General features: G+C 68.7%; 16 protein-coding genes. 9 read left to right on the top strand and 7 right to left on the bottom strand.

Annotated features, from left to right (window positions below; genetic code table 11):
* Positions 1–46 precede the first annotated feature (46 nt).
* The 6 genes from NI2_RS15515 to cofD form a co-directional block, all read right to left on the bottom strand.
* The gene (locus NI2_RS15515; protein WP_067491380.1) at positions 47–229 is read right to left on the bottom strand and encodes a rubredoxin; all 183 of its coding nucleotides are present in this window, start codon (positions 227–229) and stop codon (positions 47–49) included.
* Positions 226–399, bottom strand: a complete 174-nt coding sequence (locus tag NI2_RS33125; RefSeq protein WP_084456705.1) for a rubredoxin — start codon at positions 397–399, stop codon at positions 226–228. The genes NI2_RS15515 and NI2_RS33125 overlap by 4 nt, the downstream gene beginning before the upstream one ends.
* Positions 396–1,628 carry an alkane 1-monooxygenase gene (locus tag NI2_RS15510; RefSeq protein ID WP_067491688.1) on the bottom strand — a complete coding sequence of 411 codons (1,233 nt, stop codon included), beginning with the start codon at positions 1,626–1,628 and terminating at the stop codon, positions 396–398. The genes NI2_RS33125 and NI2_RS15510 overlap by 4 nt, the downstream gene beginning before the upstream one ends.
* Positions 1,629–1,817: 189 nt before the next feature.
* Entirely contained in the window at positions 1,818–2,339 is a 522-nt protein-coding gene (locus tag NI2_RS15505) for an NUDIX hydrolase (protein ID WP_067491379.1), read from the bottom strand.
* 172 nt (positions 2,340–2,511) lie between these two features.
* Entirely contained in the window at positions 2,512–3,858 is a 1,347-nt protein-coding gene (locus tag NI2_RS15500; protein ID WP_067491377.1) for a coenzyme F420-0:L-glutamate ligase, read from the bottom strand.
* Positions 3,855–4,823: a 2-phospho-L-lactate transferase gene (gene cofD, locus NI2_RS15495; RefSeq protein ID WP_084476462.1), complete on the bottom strand. Its 969-nt coding sequence runs from the start codon at positions 4,821–4,823 to the stop codon at positions 3,855–3,857. Before cofD ends, NI2_RS15500 begins: the two co-directional genes overlap by 4 nt.
* A 515-nt stretch (positions 4,824–5,338) precedes the next feature.
* Between cofD and NI2_RS33830 the strand changes: the two genes are divergently transcribed.
* The 8 genes from NI2_RS33830 to NI2_RS15455 all read left to right on the top strand — a co-directional run bounded on the left by NI2_RS33830 (position 5,339) and on the right by NI2_RS15455 (position 12,982).
* Entirely contained in the window at positions 5,339–5,572 is a 234-nt protein-coding gene (locus tag NI2_RS33830) for a WhiB family transcriptional regulator (RefSeq protein WP_133733920.1), read from the top strand.
* 114 nt (positions 5,573–5,686) lie between these two features.
* The gene (locus tag NI2_RS15485; protein ID WP_201449895.1) at positions 5,687–6,169 is read left to right on the top strand and encodes a metallopeptidase family protein; all 483 of its coding nucleotides are present in this window, start codon (positions 5,687–5,689) and stop codon (positions 6,167–6,169) included.
* 85 nt (positions 6,170–6,254) lie between these two features.
* Positions 6,255–6,629: a DUF3499 domain-containing protein gene (locus NI2_RS15480; protein WP_067491375.1), complete on the top strand. Its 375-nt coding sequence runs from the start codon at positions 6,255–6,257 to the stop codon at positions 6,627–6,629.
* Positions 6,630–6,990: 361 nt separating this feature from the next.
* Positions 6,991–8,370, top strand: a complete 1,380-nt coding sequence (locus NI2_RS15475; protein ID WP_067491373.1) for a phosphomannomutase/phosphoglucomutase — start codon at positions 6,991–6,993, stop codon at positions 8,368–8,370.
* A 169-nt stretch (positions 8,371–8,539) separates the two neighbouring features.
* A complete protein-coding gene (locus tag NI2_RS15470) occupies positions 8,540–9,760 on the top strand; it encodes an amino acid adenylation domain-containing protein (RefSeq protein ID WP_067491682.1) in 1,221 nt (406 codons plus the stop codon).
* Entirely contained in the window at positions 9,760–10,980 is a 1,221-nt protein-coding gene (manA, locus tag NI2_RS15465) for a mannose-6-phosphate isomerase, class I (protein ID WP_067491370.1), read from the top strand. The genes NI2_RS15470 and manA overlap by 1 nt, the downstream gene beginning before the upstream one ends.
* Positions 10,981–11,062: 82 nt before the next feature.
* Entirely contained in the window at positions 11,063–11,980 is a 918-nt protein-coding gene (locus NI2_RS15460) for a cation diffusion facilitator family transporter (RefSeq protein ID WP_067491368.1), read from the top strand.
* A gap of 54 nt (positions 11,981–12,034) precedes the next feature.
* The gene (locus NI2_RS15455) at positions 12,035–12,982 is read left to right on the top strand and encodes a cation diffusion facilitator family transporter (protein ID WP_067491366.1); all 948 of its coding nucleotides are present in this window, start codon (positions 12,035–12,037) and stop codon (positions 12,980–12,982) included.
* On the opposite strand, the gene NI2_RS15450 is transcribed toward NI2_RS15455, so the two are convergent.
* Positions 12,973–14,442, bottom strand: a complete 1,470-nt coding sequence (locus NI2_RS15450; protein WP_067491364.1) for a phytoene desaturase family protein — start codon at positions 14,440–14,442, stop codon at positions 12,973–12,975. The two genes, NI2_RS15455 and NI2_RS15450, sit on opposite strands and share 10 nt — an antisense overlap.
* Positions 14,443–14,637: 195 nt before the next feature.
* On the opposite strand from NI2_RS15450, the gene NI2_RS15445 reads away from it, so the two are divergent.
* On the top strand, positions 14,638–14,853 hold the full coding sequence (locus NI2_RS15445) for a DUF4287 domain-containing protein (protein WP_067491680.1): 216 nt from the start codon (positions 14,638–14,640) through the stop codon (positions 14,851–14,853).
* The last annotated feature ends 20 nt before the right edge of the window (positions 14,854–14,873 follow it).

Raw genomic sequence — 14,873 nt, 5'->3', positions numbered from 1 at the left:
CGCGCGGCCTCCTGGTACGGCGGACGCGCACCCTGGCGCGTCGCGCTCACGAACGTTCGATCTCGACCATGAAGAAATCGGATTTGCGGGCACCGCAGTCCGGGCAGGTCCAGTCGTCGGGGATGTCGTCCCAGCGGGTGCCGGGGGCGATGCCGTCGTCGGGCCAGCCCTGCGCTTCGTCGTATTCGAATCCGCACTGGGCGCACTGGTAGAGCTTGTATTCGGTCATCGCGCTACTCCTACCGCCTCGAAATCGATTTTCTCCCGCACTCCGCAGTCCGGACAGCACCAGTCGTCCGGCACCGCCGACCACGGGGTACCCGCCGGAAAACCTTCGCGCGGAGCGCCTTCGGCTTCGTCGTAGACATAATCACAGACGGGGCATTTGTACGCACTCACGGCGCCTCCGTTCCATACTTCGCCAGCACCTGCTCGCGGCGCTTGGGCTCGATATTGGCCAAGGTGACATCGCCGCCGTAGTGCGCGAGCAACCGCTTGTCCATCACCTTGCGCCAGATCGGCGGGAAGTAGCTCAGCAGGATCATGCTGGCGTAACCGCTCGGCAGGTTCGGTGCGCCGTCCCAGCTGCGCAGCGTCTGATAGCGACGGGTCGGGTAGGCGTGATGGTCGCTGTGGCGCTGCAGGTGGTAGAGGAAGATGTTGGTGACCAGGTGGTCGCTGTTCCAGCTGTGTTCGGGGGCGGGCCGCTCGTAGCGCCCGCTCGGTGTCTTCTGCCGGACCAGGCCGTAGTGCTCGAGGTAGTTCACCGACTCGAGCAGGCTGAATCCGATCACCGCCTGCAGGATCAGGTACGGCAGCACCTCGATACCGAAGGCCAGGATCAGCCCGAGCCACAGCACCACCGACATCGCCCAGGCGTTGAGCACGTCGTTGCGCAACGTCCACGGGCCCTTGTCCAGGCGGGCGAGCCGTTCCTTCTCGAGGTGCCAGGCCGAGCGCAGGCTGCCCCAGACGGTGCGCGGCCAGAAGGCCCAGAAGGTCTCGCCGAGACGGGAACTGGCCGGGTCCTCCGGGGTGGCGACCCGCACGTGGTGACCACGGTTGTGCTCGATGTAGAAGTGCCCGTAGAACGACTGGGCCAGCGCGATACGCGAGAGCCAGCGCTCCAATTCGACCTTCTTGTGGCCCAGTTCGTGCGCGGTGTTGATCCCGATGCCGCCGATCATGCCGACGCTGATCGCGATGCCGATCTTGTCGACCACATTGGCGCCGCCGGGGAAGCCGAGCCAGTGCAGGTTGTCGGCGGTGATGATGTAGCAGGCGAAGATCAGCGAGGCGTACTGGAACGGCAGGTACAGGTAGGTCAGGTAGCGGTAGTACTTGTCGTTCTCCAGCTGTTCCATGACCTCGTCGGGCGGATTGTCGCCGTCGGGGCCGAACAACAGGTCGGCCAGCGGGATCACGATGTAGATCAGCACCGGGCCGAGCCAGAACGGCACTTCGGCCAGGCGGTGCCAGCCGAGCTGGTTGAGGCCCCAGATCATGGGGATCGCGATCGTGAACAGTCCGGTGGGTGCGAACAGGCCCCACAGCCACAGATATCGCTTGGAATCGCGCCATTGCGGCGGCGCTGCCGTCCGCTCGGACGGGTTGGCGTCGGTGGACATCGTTGTCTCCATCCTGAGGCACATCTCACACCTGTGATGTGCGTAACTCTCTGTCACAGACGATAGGCCGCTCCTCCGGTCGGTGTCTAGACAAATTTGTGAATTTGTAAAGTGGATAACGGTGAGATAACGGAAAAGGCGGCCACATCCGTTCGGATGCGGCCGCCACGAGCGCCGGTCAGCGAGGGGTCAGGCTTTCAGCGCCACGTCGGCGCCAGGTGGTAGCCCGTCGACCGGCCACCACCGCAGATCGGTGGATTCGGCGCTGCGCACCGGGACCGCACCGGGCGGCGCGATGACCTCGAACAACAGGTCCAGATGACGAGTCGGCACACCGAGCGAACAGGTGATCGGATGCGCCTGCGCGCCGTACAGACCGGGCACCAGCGACAGGTCGGGGATACCGGATTCCTCGACGGCCTCGCGCAGCGCGGCGTCGGCGACGGTGTCGTCACCGGGCTCGCAATGGCCGCCGAGCTGGATCCAGCGGCCCACGCGCGGGTGCAGCGTGAGGATCACCTCGCGACGGTCGTGCGACAACACGATCGCCGAGGCGGTGATGTGGCCGGGCGCGTGTTCGCGCAGACAGCCGCGCGGTGCCGACCCGAGAAACGCCAGCATCGCTTCACGCAGTGAGGAATCCGCGTCGGTGGGCGGTTTCCAGGAGGTGAGCAGTTCGGTCGCGGAGGCGTGCAGCGATTCGGCGCTCATGACGGCGTCTCCGCACCGGGCCGCACCGGGCGGCGCGCCGTCACCGGCCTGCTCACAGCCGGGCGGGCGACAGCGCGCCGACCATAGCTGCGTGCCGCCCCCGAACGGCTCACAGTTCGACCCGATACGGGTCGGCGTCGCTGACCGTGGCCGCACGCCGTCGCTGTGCGGTTCACAGTTCGACCAGACCGGGGCCGGGATCGCCGACCGTGCGCGGCTCGGGCGTCTCCAGCGGATTCCCGATAGCGATGGCGCCCAACGGATTCCAGTCGTCCGCGAGGCCGAGGACTTCCCGGGTCACCTCCGGCGCGAAGATCGTCGAGCCGATCCAGCAGCTGCCGAGACCGTCGGCGGCCAGCGCCACGAGCAGACCCTGCACGGCGGCACCGACGGCGACGGTGAACATCGTCTGCTCGGCTGCCTGGCGACGCGCGTCCGGGTAGTCGTGCGCACCGTCGGGCACGCAGAACGGGATCACGACCTCCGGCGCGTCGGCCAGGATCCGCCCGCGCGCGACGCGACGTTCGATCCGCTCCTGGTCGAGGCCGTCGGCCGCGAGATCGGCACGCCACTTGTCGGCCATGGCGGCGAGCAGCCGGGCACGCACATCGCGATCGCGCAGCCAGACGAAGCGCACCGGTCGGGTGTGGTGCGGAGCCGGGGCGGTGAGACCGGCGGCGACGGCGGCCCTGAGCCGTTCCGGGTCGACCGGTTCGTCGCTGAACGCGCGCACCGAACGACGAAGCGGCACAGCCTGTTTGCGGCCGAGTTCGATCGCCTCGGCGGTGCCGAGCCAGAACAGGTCGTCCACCCCGCCGCGCAGCAGCGACGCCGCGGTGGAGCCGTCGTCCACGGTCGGCAGGCCGCGGACCACCGCGATCGGCACCGCGCCTAGCTTGCCCTTCACCAGGTCGGCGGCGGCGGCCAGTTCGTCGGCGACGGCCACCTGGGTGACGTGTAGTTCGTTGCCCTGCCCGTCGACCGCGCCCGCGTAGTCGTGCAGCACGCGCAGGCCGGCCGAGCCGATGGCCGCGTCGATCTGGCCGTTGCGCCAGGCGCGGCCCATCGTGTCGGTGACGACCACGGCCACGTCGACGCCGAGCCGCTGGGCGACGGCCGCGCGCAGCGCTTTGGCGCTGGCGTCGGGATCCACCGGGAGCAGCACCAATTCGCCCTCGGCCACATTGGAGCCGTCGACACCGGAGGCGGCCTGCACGATGCCGAGCCGGTTCTCGGTGATGAGGGTGCGGCCTTTGCGCGCGAGTACCCGTACCGCCTCGGCGTCGACCAGCTCGCGGCGGGCGGCGTCGCGTTCCTCGGGGTCGGTCGGGGCGGCGACGATGCGGCCCTCGGCCTTGGAGACGATCTTGCTCGTCACCACGAGGATGTCGCCGTCGGCGAGCCAGGGTGCCTGTGCCACAAGGTGTTCGGCGATGTCGTCGCCGGGCCGGAACTCCGGCAGTCCGGTGACCGGCAGGATCCGTAGTTCGCCCGCCGCGTGGTCGGTGGGCGTGCTCACGCCTTCACCCCCGCGAGTTCGAGTGCGGCACGGGCCATTTCGGCCGTCGCCTCGGGATCGGACATGAGCAGCGGCACGCTGCGCACCTCCACACCGGGCACCTCGGCGGTGTCGGTGGAGTGGACGAGCCAGCCGTCGAGGATGCCGGTGGCCGAGCGGGCGCCGTAATGCCTGCCGACTCCCTCGGCCGTCGATTCCACCCCGATCACCTTCAGGCACTCATCGGCCATGCCGCGCAACGGCTTTCCGTCGATCACCGGAGACAGGCCGACGACCTTGGCTTCGGTGGTGCGCAACGCGCCGCGGATACCGGGCACGGCGAGGATCGATCCGATGCTCACGACGGGGTTCGAGGGGGCGAGCAACACGGCGTCAGCCGACGCTATGATATCGGTCACATTTGGTGCGGGAGAGGCTTGTTCGGCGCCGATCGAGGCAAATCCGTGTGTCGGAAGCGCCGCGCGGTACCGCACCCACCATTCCTGGAAGTGGATCGCGCGACGTTCGCCAGCATTGTCGGGATCGCTGACCACCACGTGGGTTTCGCAGCGGTCGTCGGTTGCCGGAATGAGTTTCACGCCCGGCTGCCACCGATTGCACAGCGCTTCGGTGACCGCGGACAGCGGAAATCCGGCGCGCAACATCTCGGTGCGAATGAGGTGAGTGGCGATATCGCGATCGCCGAGCCCGAACCAATCGGGCTTGGCGTTGTATTTCGCCAGTTCCTCCTTGGCGTGCCAGGTCTCGTTCGCGTGGCCCCAGCCACGTTCGGGATCGATGCCACCACCGAGGGTGTACATGCAGGTGTCGAGGTCGGGACAGATGCGGAGGCCGTGCATCCAGACGTCGTCACCGACGTTGACGACGGCCGAGATATCAGCGTCGGGCAGCAGCTGCCTGACGCCGAGGAGGAACCGTGCACCCCCGACACCACCGACGAGAACGGCGATCTTGGGCTCGCGCACCGCGTGTTGTGCAGTCACAGGGACACAGCCTAAGTGGTGCCGGTTGCCGGGTTGTTTCCCCATGCCGAAGAACAAAGTTGCTGGTCATTTGCCACGGCACATAACAAGATCAACACGAAAGGCGGGTCCGGAGTGTAACGGAAGGGTGACGGCGGGTTGACCACCGGCAAGTGCGGCGTGTCTAATCACAGACATGTCATTCCGGTCACCGCGAGAAGACATAGCGCGGGGGCGTTTGCGAGAGGGTGCCGGCGCGCCGGAAGGCAGGCTCGGGGAAGCCCGCGAGACTACGTCGCGGTGTTGGGCCGTCGGGGTTCTAGTTGGTCCGACGGAAATCATTCTGCGCTAACACATAGTGAGGAGGCGGAACGATGACCGAAAACCTGGTCTCGCCGACCGATTCCACAGCAGGCGCAGCTCACGCTGTCTGCGCTGAAACGAGCTGGCCGGAACCGGACGCGGCAAGCGAAGTCGCGGCCCCCCGGCTGAGTCTGGTCGTCACGGGCTTCGACGAGATGTTCGAGTCGATCGAAGAGCAGTGGCAGGAACGTGCCCTCTGCGCTCAGACCGACCCCGAGGCGTTCTTCCCGGAGAAGGGCGGCTCGACCCGTGAGGCCAAGCGCATCTGCTTGGGCTGTGAAGTGCGTGACCAGTGCCTGGAATACGCGCTGGCGCATGACGAACGTTTCGGCATCTGGGGCGGTCTCTCGGAACGAGAGCGTCGCAGGCTGAAGCGCGGAATCGGATAAGTGACTGTTCGAAAGTAGACTCTCCAGGCCTGGCCCGGAGCCACGCAGGCGCAGTACGTCGGTGTCTCCGGGCGAACGCCCGTTTACCGGTCAGGCGAGAGAGGCGAAGTACCCATGGCACGTTCCCGGCGACATCTTCCGGCGCCGACCGCTCGTTCGGTGACCCGCCGCGGTCGCGGTGTCCGTGGCCCCATGCTCCCGCCGACGGTGCCCGCCTGGCGCACGCGCGGGCAGAAATTCGACCGGCTGGTGCTCGAGGCCTTCGCACCACTGGACACCCGCTGGCACGACCGGCTGACCAAACTCGACATCGCCGTCGACGATGTGCCGAAAATCCGTCCGCTGCATCCTGATTCGGTCACCTGGCCGGACGAGGTCGTCGCCGACGGGCCGGTTCCGCTTTCCCGGCTCATCCCCGCGGGCGTCGACCGTCACGGTGCCGCCACCCGCGCGCGCGTGGTGCTCTTCCGCAAGCCGCTCGAGCTGCGCGCCGCCGATCCCGACGATCTCGTCGAGCTGTTGCGCGAGGTGCTGGTGCAGCAGATCGCGACCTACTTGGGTGTCGATCCCGACCTGATCGACCCCGAACCGGAGTAGCGGCGCGCGAGAACGACGCCCTCGTCACCGCGTGTCCGTATCCACTTTTGTGGGCGGGAGGGTTAATCTCGACGTCGTGATCCCTATGCGTCGTTGCTGCCGACCCGGCTGCAAGAACCCGGCTGTAGCGACGCTGACGTATGTGTACTCCGACTCGACCGCCGTCGTCGGACCCCTGGCCACCGTCGCCGAACCGCATTCCTGGGATCTGTGCGAAACCCACGCCTGCCGCATCACCGCCCCCAAGGGCTGGGAACTGGTGCGCCACGAGGGCGGCTTCTCCTCCAGCACCCCCGACGACGACGATCTGACCGCCCTGGCCGAAGCCGTTCGCGAAGCAGGCCTACGCCGCCGCCCCGCCGAACCCGACCAGCCCGGCTACCGCGACACCGCCACCCCGGCCCCCCGCCAAACCCGCACCGGCCGCCGCGGCCACCTACGAGTCCTCCCCGACCCATAAGCTCACCCGCCGCTGTCCCGCCTCCCCGCGACTTCAGGCCGGACTCGTGCGCGGAGAGACCTGCGTCGGCGGCCAGACTCACGTGCCGGGTCACCGGAGCCCGTGCCCGGGGAGTCACCCATGTGCTTGCGAGATCCGGCGTTGCGACTCCGGGCCACGTGCCGCTCGGTTGCCCGCCAACGCCTCCTTCCCCCACATCCGAGTCCGACAAAAGTCCCGCAGGCAGCAGGTGAGCACATGGGTAACTCACCGGGCACGGGCAAACCCGGCACCCCACCCAAGTCTGGCCGCCAACGACACCTCCCCTGTGCCTGAGTCTGGCCAAAAGACCCGGGGAGGCGGGTGAGCTAGGCTTTGCGGCATGACGACCCTCGCGCGCTCTGGCGAACTCGTGAACGCCGTGATCAAGGCTTATGACGTCCGCGGGGTGGTGGGCGAGCAGATCGACGCCGGGTTCGTGCGCGATGTCGGTGCCTCGTTCGCCCGGTTGATGCGTGCCGAGGGCGCCGAGCGCGTTGTCATCGGCCATGACATGCGTGAGTCCTCGCCCGAGCTGGCCGAGGCGTTCGCCCAGGGCGTGCAGGGTCAGGGCCTGGATGTGGTGCACATCGGGCTCGCCTCCACCGATCAGCTGTACTTCGCTTCGGGCAGGCTGGGCTGTCCGGGCGCCATGTTCACCGCCAGCCACAACCCCGCCAAGTACAACGGCATCAAGCTGTGCCGGGCCAACGCGCTGCCGGTCGGTCAGGACAGCGGCCTCGCCACCATCGCGGCCGAGGTCGTGTCGGGTGTGCCCGCCTACGACGGTGCGCCCGGTTCCGCCTCGACCGTCGATCTGCTCGCCGACTACGCGAGCTTCCTGCGCGAACTGGTGGATCTCGACGAGGTCCGTCCGCTCACCATCGCGGTCGACGCGGGCAACGGCATGGGCGGGCACACCGTCCCCGCTGTGCTCGGAACGCTCGGGCCCGTCACCATCGTGCCGCTGTACTTCGAGCTCGACGGCTCCTTCCCCAACCACGAGGCCAACCCCCTCGACCCGAAGAACCTGGTCGATCTGCAGGCGCTGGTGCGCTCGAGCGGCGCCGACATCGGCCTGGCCTTCGACGGTGACGCCGACCGCTGCTTCGTCGTCGACGAGCGGGGCGAGCCGGTGTCGCCGTCGGCGATCACGGCTTTGGTCGCGCAGCGCGAGCTGGCCAAGGAGCCGGGGTCGACCGTCATCCACAACCTCATCACCTCCCGCGCGGTGCCCGAGCTGGTCGAGGAACTCGGTGGCAAGCCGGTGCGCACGCGGGTGGGTCATTCGTTCATCAAGCAGGAGATGGCCGCCACCGGCGCGGTGTTCGGTGGTGAGCACTCCGCGCACTACTACTTCCGCGACTTCTGGGGCGCCGACTCGGGCATGCTCGCCGCGCTGCACGTGCTCGCCGCACTCGGTGAGGGCGACCGGCCGGTGTCGGAACTGATGGCCGCCTACGACGTGTACGCGGCCTCGGGCGAGATCAACTCGACCGTCGCCGACGCCGCCGACCGCACGGCCGCCGTGCTCGCGGCCTTCGCCGACCGCACCGTGTCGGTGGACCGCCTCGACGGCGTCACCGTCGACCTGGGCGACCACGCCTGGTTCAACCTGCGCGCCTCCAACACCGAACCCCTGCTCCGACTCAACGTCGAGGCCGGATCGCAGGCCGAAGTAAACGCACTCGTGACCGAGATCCTGAGCATCGTCCGCGCCTGACTGGGAACATGGAAACCAGGATGCGGAACCACATGATCAGGGACCGGCAGAACGAGTCCAACGGCTCTGTTCGATACCGAGATCCTGAGCATCGTCCGCGCCTGACTGGGAACATGGAAACCAGACGGCCGTGGAGCACACAGCGCGATGAGGGGAGGTGGACTCGGCGATGATCGCTGGAACACCGGTTTTCGACCTCGATGATGCCGCGTCGCTCGAGGCGGCCGACACCGGCGGCTTCTTACGGTCGGCGGCCTCGGGTGGGGCCCAGGTACGGGCCACCGCCGCCGCGGTCGCCGAGACCTCACTGATCGAACGGCTGTCGGAATTGCAGCCGCGCAGCCTGGTGCTCGTCACCGGTTCGGGCCGCGCCGCGCGGGCAGCCGGACTGTTGGTCGCCACCCTCGGTGACCGTGCCGGACTGCCGATCGTGCCCGTCACCGCGCTGCCGCCGTGGGTCGGGCCGCTGGACGTGGTGCTCGTCGCCGGCGACGATGCGGGCGACCCGCGCCTGATCGACGCCGTCGACCGGGCCGTGCGGCGCAGCGCCGAAGTGGTGATCGCCGCCCCCAACGAGGGCCCGCTGCGGGCGGTCGCCGCCGGTCGCGCGATCGTGCTGGAACCCCGCGTGCCAGTGCTCGACCACAACCGGCTGCTGCGTTTCCTCGCCGTCGGCATCGCGGTGCTGCGCGGTGTCGACGCCCAGCGCAGTGTCCCCGCCACCCCCGATCTGACCGCGCTCGCCGACGTGCTCGACGCCGAGGCCCTGCGCGACGGACCACACAACGAAGTGTTCCACAACCCGGCCAAGACCCTCGCGACCCGCATGCACGGCGTCGGTGTCGTCCTGGCCGGCGACTCCCCCGCCGCGGTCGAACTGGCCGGACACGGCACCGAGGTGCTGTTGCAGTCGGCGGGCAAGCTGGCGTCGGCGGCCGATCTGGCCGACACGGTCGCCGCCGTCGGCAGGCTCGCCCAGGCAGCCGGTGGCGCCGCGCCCGGTTTCGATCCGCTGTTCCACGACGAGGAGCTCGACGGTCCGGCCCCGGTCGACCGGGTCCGTGTGCTCGCCCTCAGCGTGCACCCTGATCAGGCGGCCGCGCGCCGCAAGCTGGCCGTGTTCGAAGGCGCGGGCGGCGGGCTCGTCGACGCCGATCTCGTGCACGCCGATGTCGACGTACTCCAGTCCCAGCTCGCCGAACCCGGCTCCGAACCGTCCGCCGAGAGCGCGACCGCCACGTCCGCCGCAGGGGGCGGGCACGGCAGTGAGCTCGTGCAACTGGCGGTGCTCGCACTGCGGCTCGACATGGCCGCGGCCTACCTCCGCCTCGGCTCGCACGGTGCGGCCGCGAGCGACCAGGACCGATATCACGACGGGGGACGCTACTAGTGCAGGAACTCGTTGGTGCGCTGCGTTCTTACGCATGGGGATCGCGCACCGCGCTCGCTCGGTTGTGTGGCAGGCCGGTGCCCTCGGCGCATCCGGAGGCCGAACTGTGGTTCGGCGCGCACCCCGCCGACCCCGCGCACGTGAAGTCCAACGGCAGCTCGCGTTCGCTGCTCGAGGTATTGGCCGCCGATCCGGTGCGTGAATTGGGCCCGGTGGCCGAGGGTTTCGGTCCTCGGCTGCCGTTCCTGCTGAAGATCCTCGCGGCGGAGGAACCGCTGTCGCTGCAGGCGCATCCGAGTTCGGCGCAGGCGCTGGCCGGTTTCCAACGGGAGAACCGTGTGGGTGTGCCGCTCGACTCGCCGCTGCGCAACTACCGCGACGACAGCCACAAACCCGAACTGGTCGTCGCGCTGGAGCGTTTCGAGGCGCTGGCCGGTTTCCGTGACCCGCAGCGCACCGTCGACCTGCTGCGCGCCCTGAATGTGCCCGGTCTCAGTGTGTACGCCGAACTGCTTGCCGCCCAGCCCGATTCGGCGGGCTTGCGCACGCTGTTCACCACCTGGATCACCCTGCCGCCCGCCGCCCTCGCCACCCTGCTGCCCACGGTGCTCGAGGGATGCGTGCGGTATCTGTCGTGCACCGGACCACGCGAGTTCACCGCCGAGGTTCGCACCGCGCTGGAACTGGCCGAGGTGTACCCCGGTGACGCGGGGGTGCTCGCCGCGCTGCTGCTCAACCGGCTCACCCTCGAACCGGGCCAGGGCCTCTTTCTCGCCGCCGGAAATCTGCACGCCTACCTGCGCGGCGTCGGCGTGGAGATCATGGCCAACTCCGACAATGTGCTGCGCGGCGGGCTCACTCCCAAGCATGTCGACGTGCCGGAGTTGCTGCGCGTGCTCGACTTCGAACCCATCGACCTGCCGGTGATCGAACCCGAACCCGGTCCCGACGGCAGCGTCCGCTACCAGACCCCGGCTCCCGAATTCGCGCTGTGCCGGTTCGATCTTGCGCCCGACGCCGAACCCGTCGCCCTCGCCGACGCCGGACCCGGCATCGTGCTGTGCACGCACGGAACGATCGAATTACGTCACGACGGGCGCGAACTCACCTTGGCGCCGGGCAGCGCCGCGTGGATCTCGGCGGCCGACACCGACATCCGCGCGCGAGCACTCGGCGGTGCCGCGCAGCTGTTCAGCGCCTGCGTGGGCGACGGGAACTAGCGTCGGGGCGAACTTTTCGCGCCACTCCCCTTAGGCTGTTGCGAGCAAAGCGTGTTCGGCGAAGCGGGAGGACGGGGACAAGATGTCGGCTGGTGGCGGCAAGAAGGCGATCATCGCCGCATTGACGGCCAACGCGGGGATCGCGGTGGCCAAGTTCATCGGCGCGGCGATCACCGGATCGGCGTCGATGCTGGCCGAGGCGGTGCACTCGGTGGCCGACACCTCCAATCAGGGTCTGCTGCTGTTCGGTCAGCGTGCCGCGGCGAAAGACGCCGACGAACTGCACCAGTTCGGCTACGGGCGCAACCGGTACTTCTATTCGTTCGTCGTGGCGCTGGTGCTGTTCACCCTCGGCTCGGTGTACGCGATCTACGAGGGCATCCACAAGATCCAGCACCCCGAGGAACTGAGTCAGCCGATCGTCGCGATCGTCATCCTCGGTATCGCGATCGGCCTCGAGACGTACAGTTTCATGACCGCGGTGCGCGAGTCGCGCCCCCTCAAGGGTGACGCCAGCTGGTGGCGGTTCATCCGCACCTCCCGCAGCCCGGAGCTGCCCGTGGTGCTGCTCGAGGACACCGGCGCCCTGATCGGTCTGATCCTGGCCTTCGGCGCGGTCGGACTCACCATGATCACCGACGATCCCGTCTACGACGGCATCGGCACCCTGTGCATCGGCGTGCTGCTCGGCATCATCGCGGTGGTGCTCATCATCGAGATGAAGAGCCTGCTCATCGGCGAAGGCGCCACCCCCGAACAGGATCGCGCCATCCGCGACAACCTGATCGACGGCGAGAAGATCACCTCCGTCATCCACCTCAAGTCCGAGTACATCGGTCCGGAGGAAATGCTCGTCGCCGCGAAGGTCGCCATCGCGCCAGGCCTCGGGATCTCCGATGTCGCCGACGCCATCGATGCCGCCGAGACACGCGTGCGCACCGCGGTCCCGTTCGCCCGCCTGATCTACCTCGAGCCCGACCTGTACCGACAGGCGAAGTAGACACGGCCCCGGGTCGGGGGCGGAGGCCCTGCGCGGCCGGTAGCGTGCCCCGGTATGGCCGCTGAAGGTGGAGACAGCAAGACCGCGGTCCTGGCCGCGCTCGGCGCGAACGCCGGGATCATGGTCGCGAAGTTCATCGGTGCGTTCATCACGGGCTCGTCGTCCATGCTCGCCGAGGCCGTGCACTCGGTCGCCGACACCGGCAACGAGGCGCTGCTGCTCGTCGGCCGCAATCGGGCCGAGCAGGCGCCCGACGTGCTGCACCCCTTCGGTTACACGCGCAACCGGTACTTCTATTCGTTCGTCGTTGCGCTGGTGCTGTTCACGATGGGCTGCCTGTTCGCGCTGAACGAGGCGGTGCACAAGATCCGGTTCCCACACGAACTGGAGTCGCCCGAGGTCGCGATCGTTATTCTGCTGGTGTCGATGCTGCTCGAGGGCTTCAGTTTCCGCACCGCGCGCCGGGAATCGGAGCCGTTGAAGGGCAAGCACTCCTGGTGGCATTTCATCCGCAACAGCCGCAATCCCGAGCTGCCGGTGGTGCTGCTGGAAGACCTGGGCGCACTGGTCGGGTTGATGTTCGCGCTGGCCGGTGTGGGCCTGACGGTGCTCACCGGCAACGGGGTGTGGGACGGCATCGGCACGCTGCTCATCGGCACGCTGCTCGGCTTCAACGCCATCGTGCTGATCGTGGAGACCAAGAGCCTGATCATCGGTGAGGGCTCCACCGCCGCCGAGGACCGGGCAATCCGCGACGCGCTGCTCGCCGATCCGCGCATCATGCGGGTGCTTCGCCTGCAGACGCAGTACCTCGGTCCGGAGGACCTGTTGGTGAACGCCAAGATCGCCATGCAGCCCGAACTCGACATCAGCCGCGTCGGTGCCGCGATCGACGCCGCCGACGCCCGCATCCGCGCGGCGGCGCCGAGCGTGCGCACGGTCTATCTCGAGCCCGACGTGTTCCGGCCCGAGAAGGCCGGTGCCACCGGCAGTCACCGATAGGCGGGTTTCTCGCCGCGCAACAGGTCGAGCGGATCGGTGACGATGCCGAACCGGGTGCGCAACATGTGGTGTGTCGCGTGTAGTCCGGACATGCCGTGCACGCCGGGGCCGGGGGACGTCGACGACGAACACAGGTAGGTGCCGGGAATCGGAGTGGCGTACGGGTTCCAGCGGGCCAGGGGCCGGAACACGGTCTGGCGCAGGGTCATCGCGCCCGCGGAGATATCGCCGCCGATGTAGTTGGCATTGTGGGCGGGCATGAACGCGGCGGGGCGCACGTGCTTGGCGAGGATGAGGTCGCGGAAGCCGGGGGCGAAGCGTTCCACCTGGGCGATCACGTCCTCGGTGATATCGCGATCGGATCCGTTGGGGACGTGGGCGTAGGTGTAGAAGGTGTGCTTGCCCTCGGGGGCGCGGGTGCTGTCGACGACGCCGGGCTGAATGGCGAGCACATACGGGCGATCGGCGAATCTCCCTGCGGCGATCTGCTTTTCGGCCCGCATCGCCTCGGCTCGGGTGCCGATCAGGTGCAGGGTGCCTGCCAGGTCGGCACCGGGTGCGGTCCACGGCACCGGGCCCGACAGGGCGAAGTCGACCTTGCATGCCGCCCCGCCGTAGCGGAAACGGCCGAGGCTGTTGCGGTAGCGCTCGGGCAGGCGGTCACCCGCTATGCGCAGCAGTTCGGCGGGTGAGGTGTCGAACAGGACGGCGCGGGCGGTGGCGAGTTCGGCGAAATCGTCGACGCGATGACCGGTGACCACCTCGCCGCCGAGGCGTTCCAGCTCCGCGATCAGCGCGTCGGGGATGGCCTGGCTGCCGCCGCGCGGGATCACCCAGCCACCCGCGTGGGCGAGAGTGCCGAGCAGCAGTCCGGCGCCGACGGCGGGAATGGCGCGCGGCTGGGTGATGGCGTGGGTGGCCACCCCGGTGAGCATGGCGGGGGCCACGTCCTCGTGGAAACGGTTGTTCCACAGCGGTGATGCCTGTTCGAGCACCCGCAGCCCGAATCGCACACCCGTCGGGACGTTCAGCGGCGGGTGCCGCAGGTCCGACATCGCCAGCTCCACCACCGCGGGCCAGTGTTCGACCAGCGGGGCGAACAGCGAACGCCAAGCCGGACCGTCGCGGCCGAGGTCGGCGACCGTGGATTCCAGATTGCGCCAGGCAAGTCCGGCGACGCCGCCGTCGAGCGGATGCGCGTAGGAGACGGTGGGGGCGAGTAGTTCCACACCGTGCGCGGCGAGGTCGAACGCACGGAAGAACGGTGAGGCCAAGGCCATGGGATGCGCGCCCGCGCACACATCGTGATGGAAGCCCGGCAGGGTCAGCTCGGCGGTACGTGAACCACCACCCGGCTGCTCCTGTGCCTCGAGCACCCGCACCGACAGCCCGGCGCGCGCCGCGATCACCGCCGCGGCGAGCCCGTTCGGCCCCGAACCGACCACTACGACTTCGGCCATCGCCGTCCCTTCGCCGACCGACTTTCTCTCCAACCTACGCGGCGAATCCGCGCCGGCGGGCGAGTGCCGCGTCACGTCCCGGGGCCGGACCGGGGCCCGTCGGTGTGTCCCGTCCCCGGTATGACGCCGCGCACACGGCGATGATTTCGGAAGGTGCGCGCCGTCTTCACCGGTAACGCGCACGAGGAGAGATTCATGGCAAACGCACCGCACGGCCCCGCGTCCTACTTTCCCACCATCGAGACCGAACACGGTCGGCACGTGGACGAATGGCTGACGATGCTCGCCGCCACCGACGGCTCCCACAGCGTGCTGGTGAACTGGCTGAAGTCCGAGCACGGCCTCGGGCACGGGCACGCGACCGCGCTGGTGCAGTTCCACCTCAACCCGGGAAAGTGGGCCCGCGCCTGAACACCGGAACAGTGGACCGG

It is taken from the genome of Nocardia ignorata NBRC 108230, from assembly GCF_001612905.1.
In the GTDB taxonomy this organism is placed as follows: Bacteria; Actinomycetota; Actinomycetes; order Mycobacteriales; family Mycobacteriaceae; genus Nocardia; species Nocardia ignorata.
This window is presented reverse-complemented; position numbering and strand designations above follow the sequence as displayed.

Bases quoted from the DNA above. Each gene is read 5' to 3' on its own strand.
- NI2_RS15515 (WP_067491380.1), bottom strand. From the start codon at position 229: ATGACCGAATACAAGCTCTACCAGTGCGCCCAGTGCGGATTCGAATAC.
- NI2_RS15510 (WP_067491688.1), bottom strand. From the start codon at position 1,628: ATGTCCACCGACGCCAACCCGTCCGAGCGGACGGCAGCGCCGCCGCAA.
- NI2_RS15505 (WP_067491379.1), bottom strand. From the start codon at position 2,339: ATGAGCGCCGAATCGCTGCACGCCTCCGCGACCGAACTGCTCACCTCC.
- NI2_RS33830 (WP_133733920.1), top strand. From the start codon at position 5,339: ATGTTCGAGTCGATCGAAGAGCAGTGGCAGGAACGTGCCCTCTGCGCT.
- NI2_RS15485 (WP_201449895.1), top strand. From the start codon at position 5,687: ATGGCACGTTCCCGGCGACATCTTCCGGCGCCGACCGCTCGTTCGGTG.
- NI2_RS15480 (WP_067491375.1), top strand. From the start codon at position 6,255: ATGCGTCGTTGCTGCCGACCCGGCTGCAAGAACCCGGCTGTAGCGACG.
- NI2_RS15475 (WP_067491373.1), top strand. From the start codon at position 6,991: ATGACGACCCTCGCGCGCTCTGGCGAACTCGTGAACGCCGTGATCAAG.
- NI2_RS15470 (WP_067491682.1), top strand. From the start codon at position 8,540: ATGATCGCTGGAACACCGGTTTTCGACCTCGATGATGCCGCGTCGCTC.
- NI2_RS15460 (WP_067491368.1), top strand. From the start codon at position 11,063: ATGTCGGCTGGTGGCGGCAAGAAGGCGATCATCGCCGCATTGACGGCC.
- NI2_RS15455 (WP_067491366.1), top strand. From the start codon at position 12,035: ATGGCCGCTGAAGGTGGAGACAGCAAGACCGCGGTCCTGGCCGCGCTC.
- NI2_RS15450 (WP_067491364.1), bottom strand. From the start codon at position 14,442: ATGGCCGAAGTCGTAGTGGTCGGTTCGGGGCCGAACGGGCTCGCCGCG.
- NI2_RS15445 (WP_067491680.1), top strand. From the start codon at position 14,638: ATGGCAAACGCACCGCACGGCCCCGCGTCCTACTTTCCCACCATCGAG.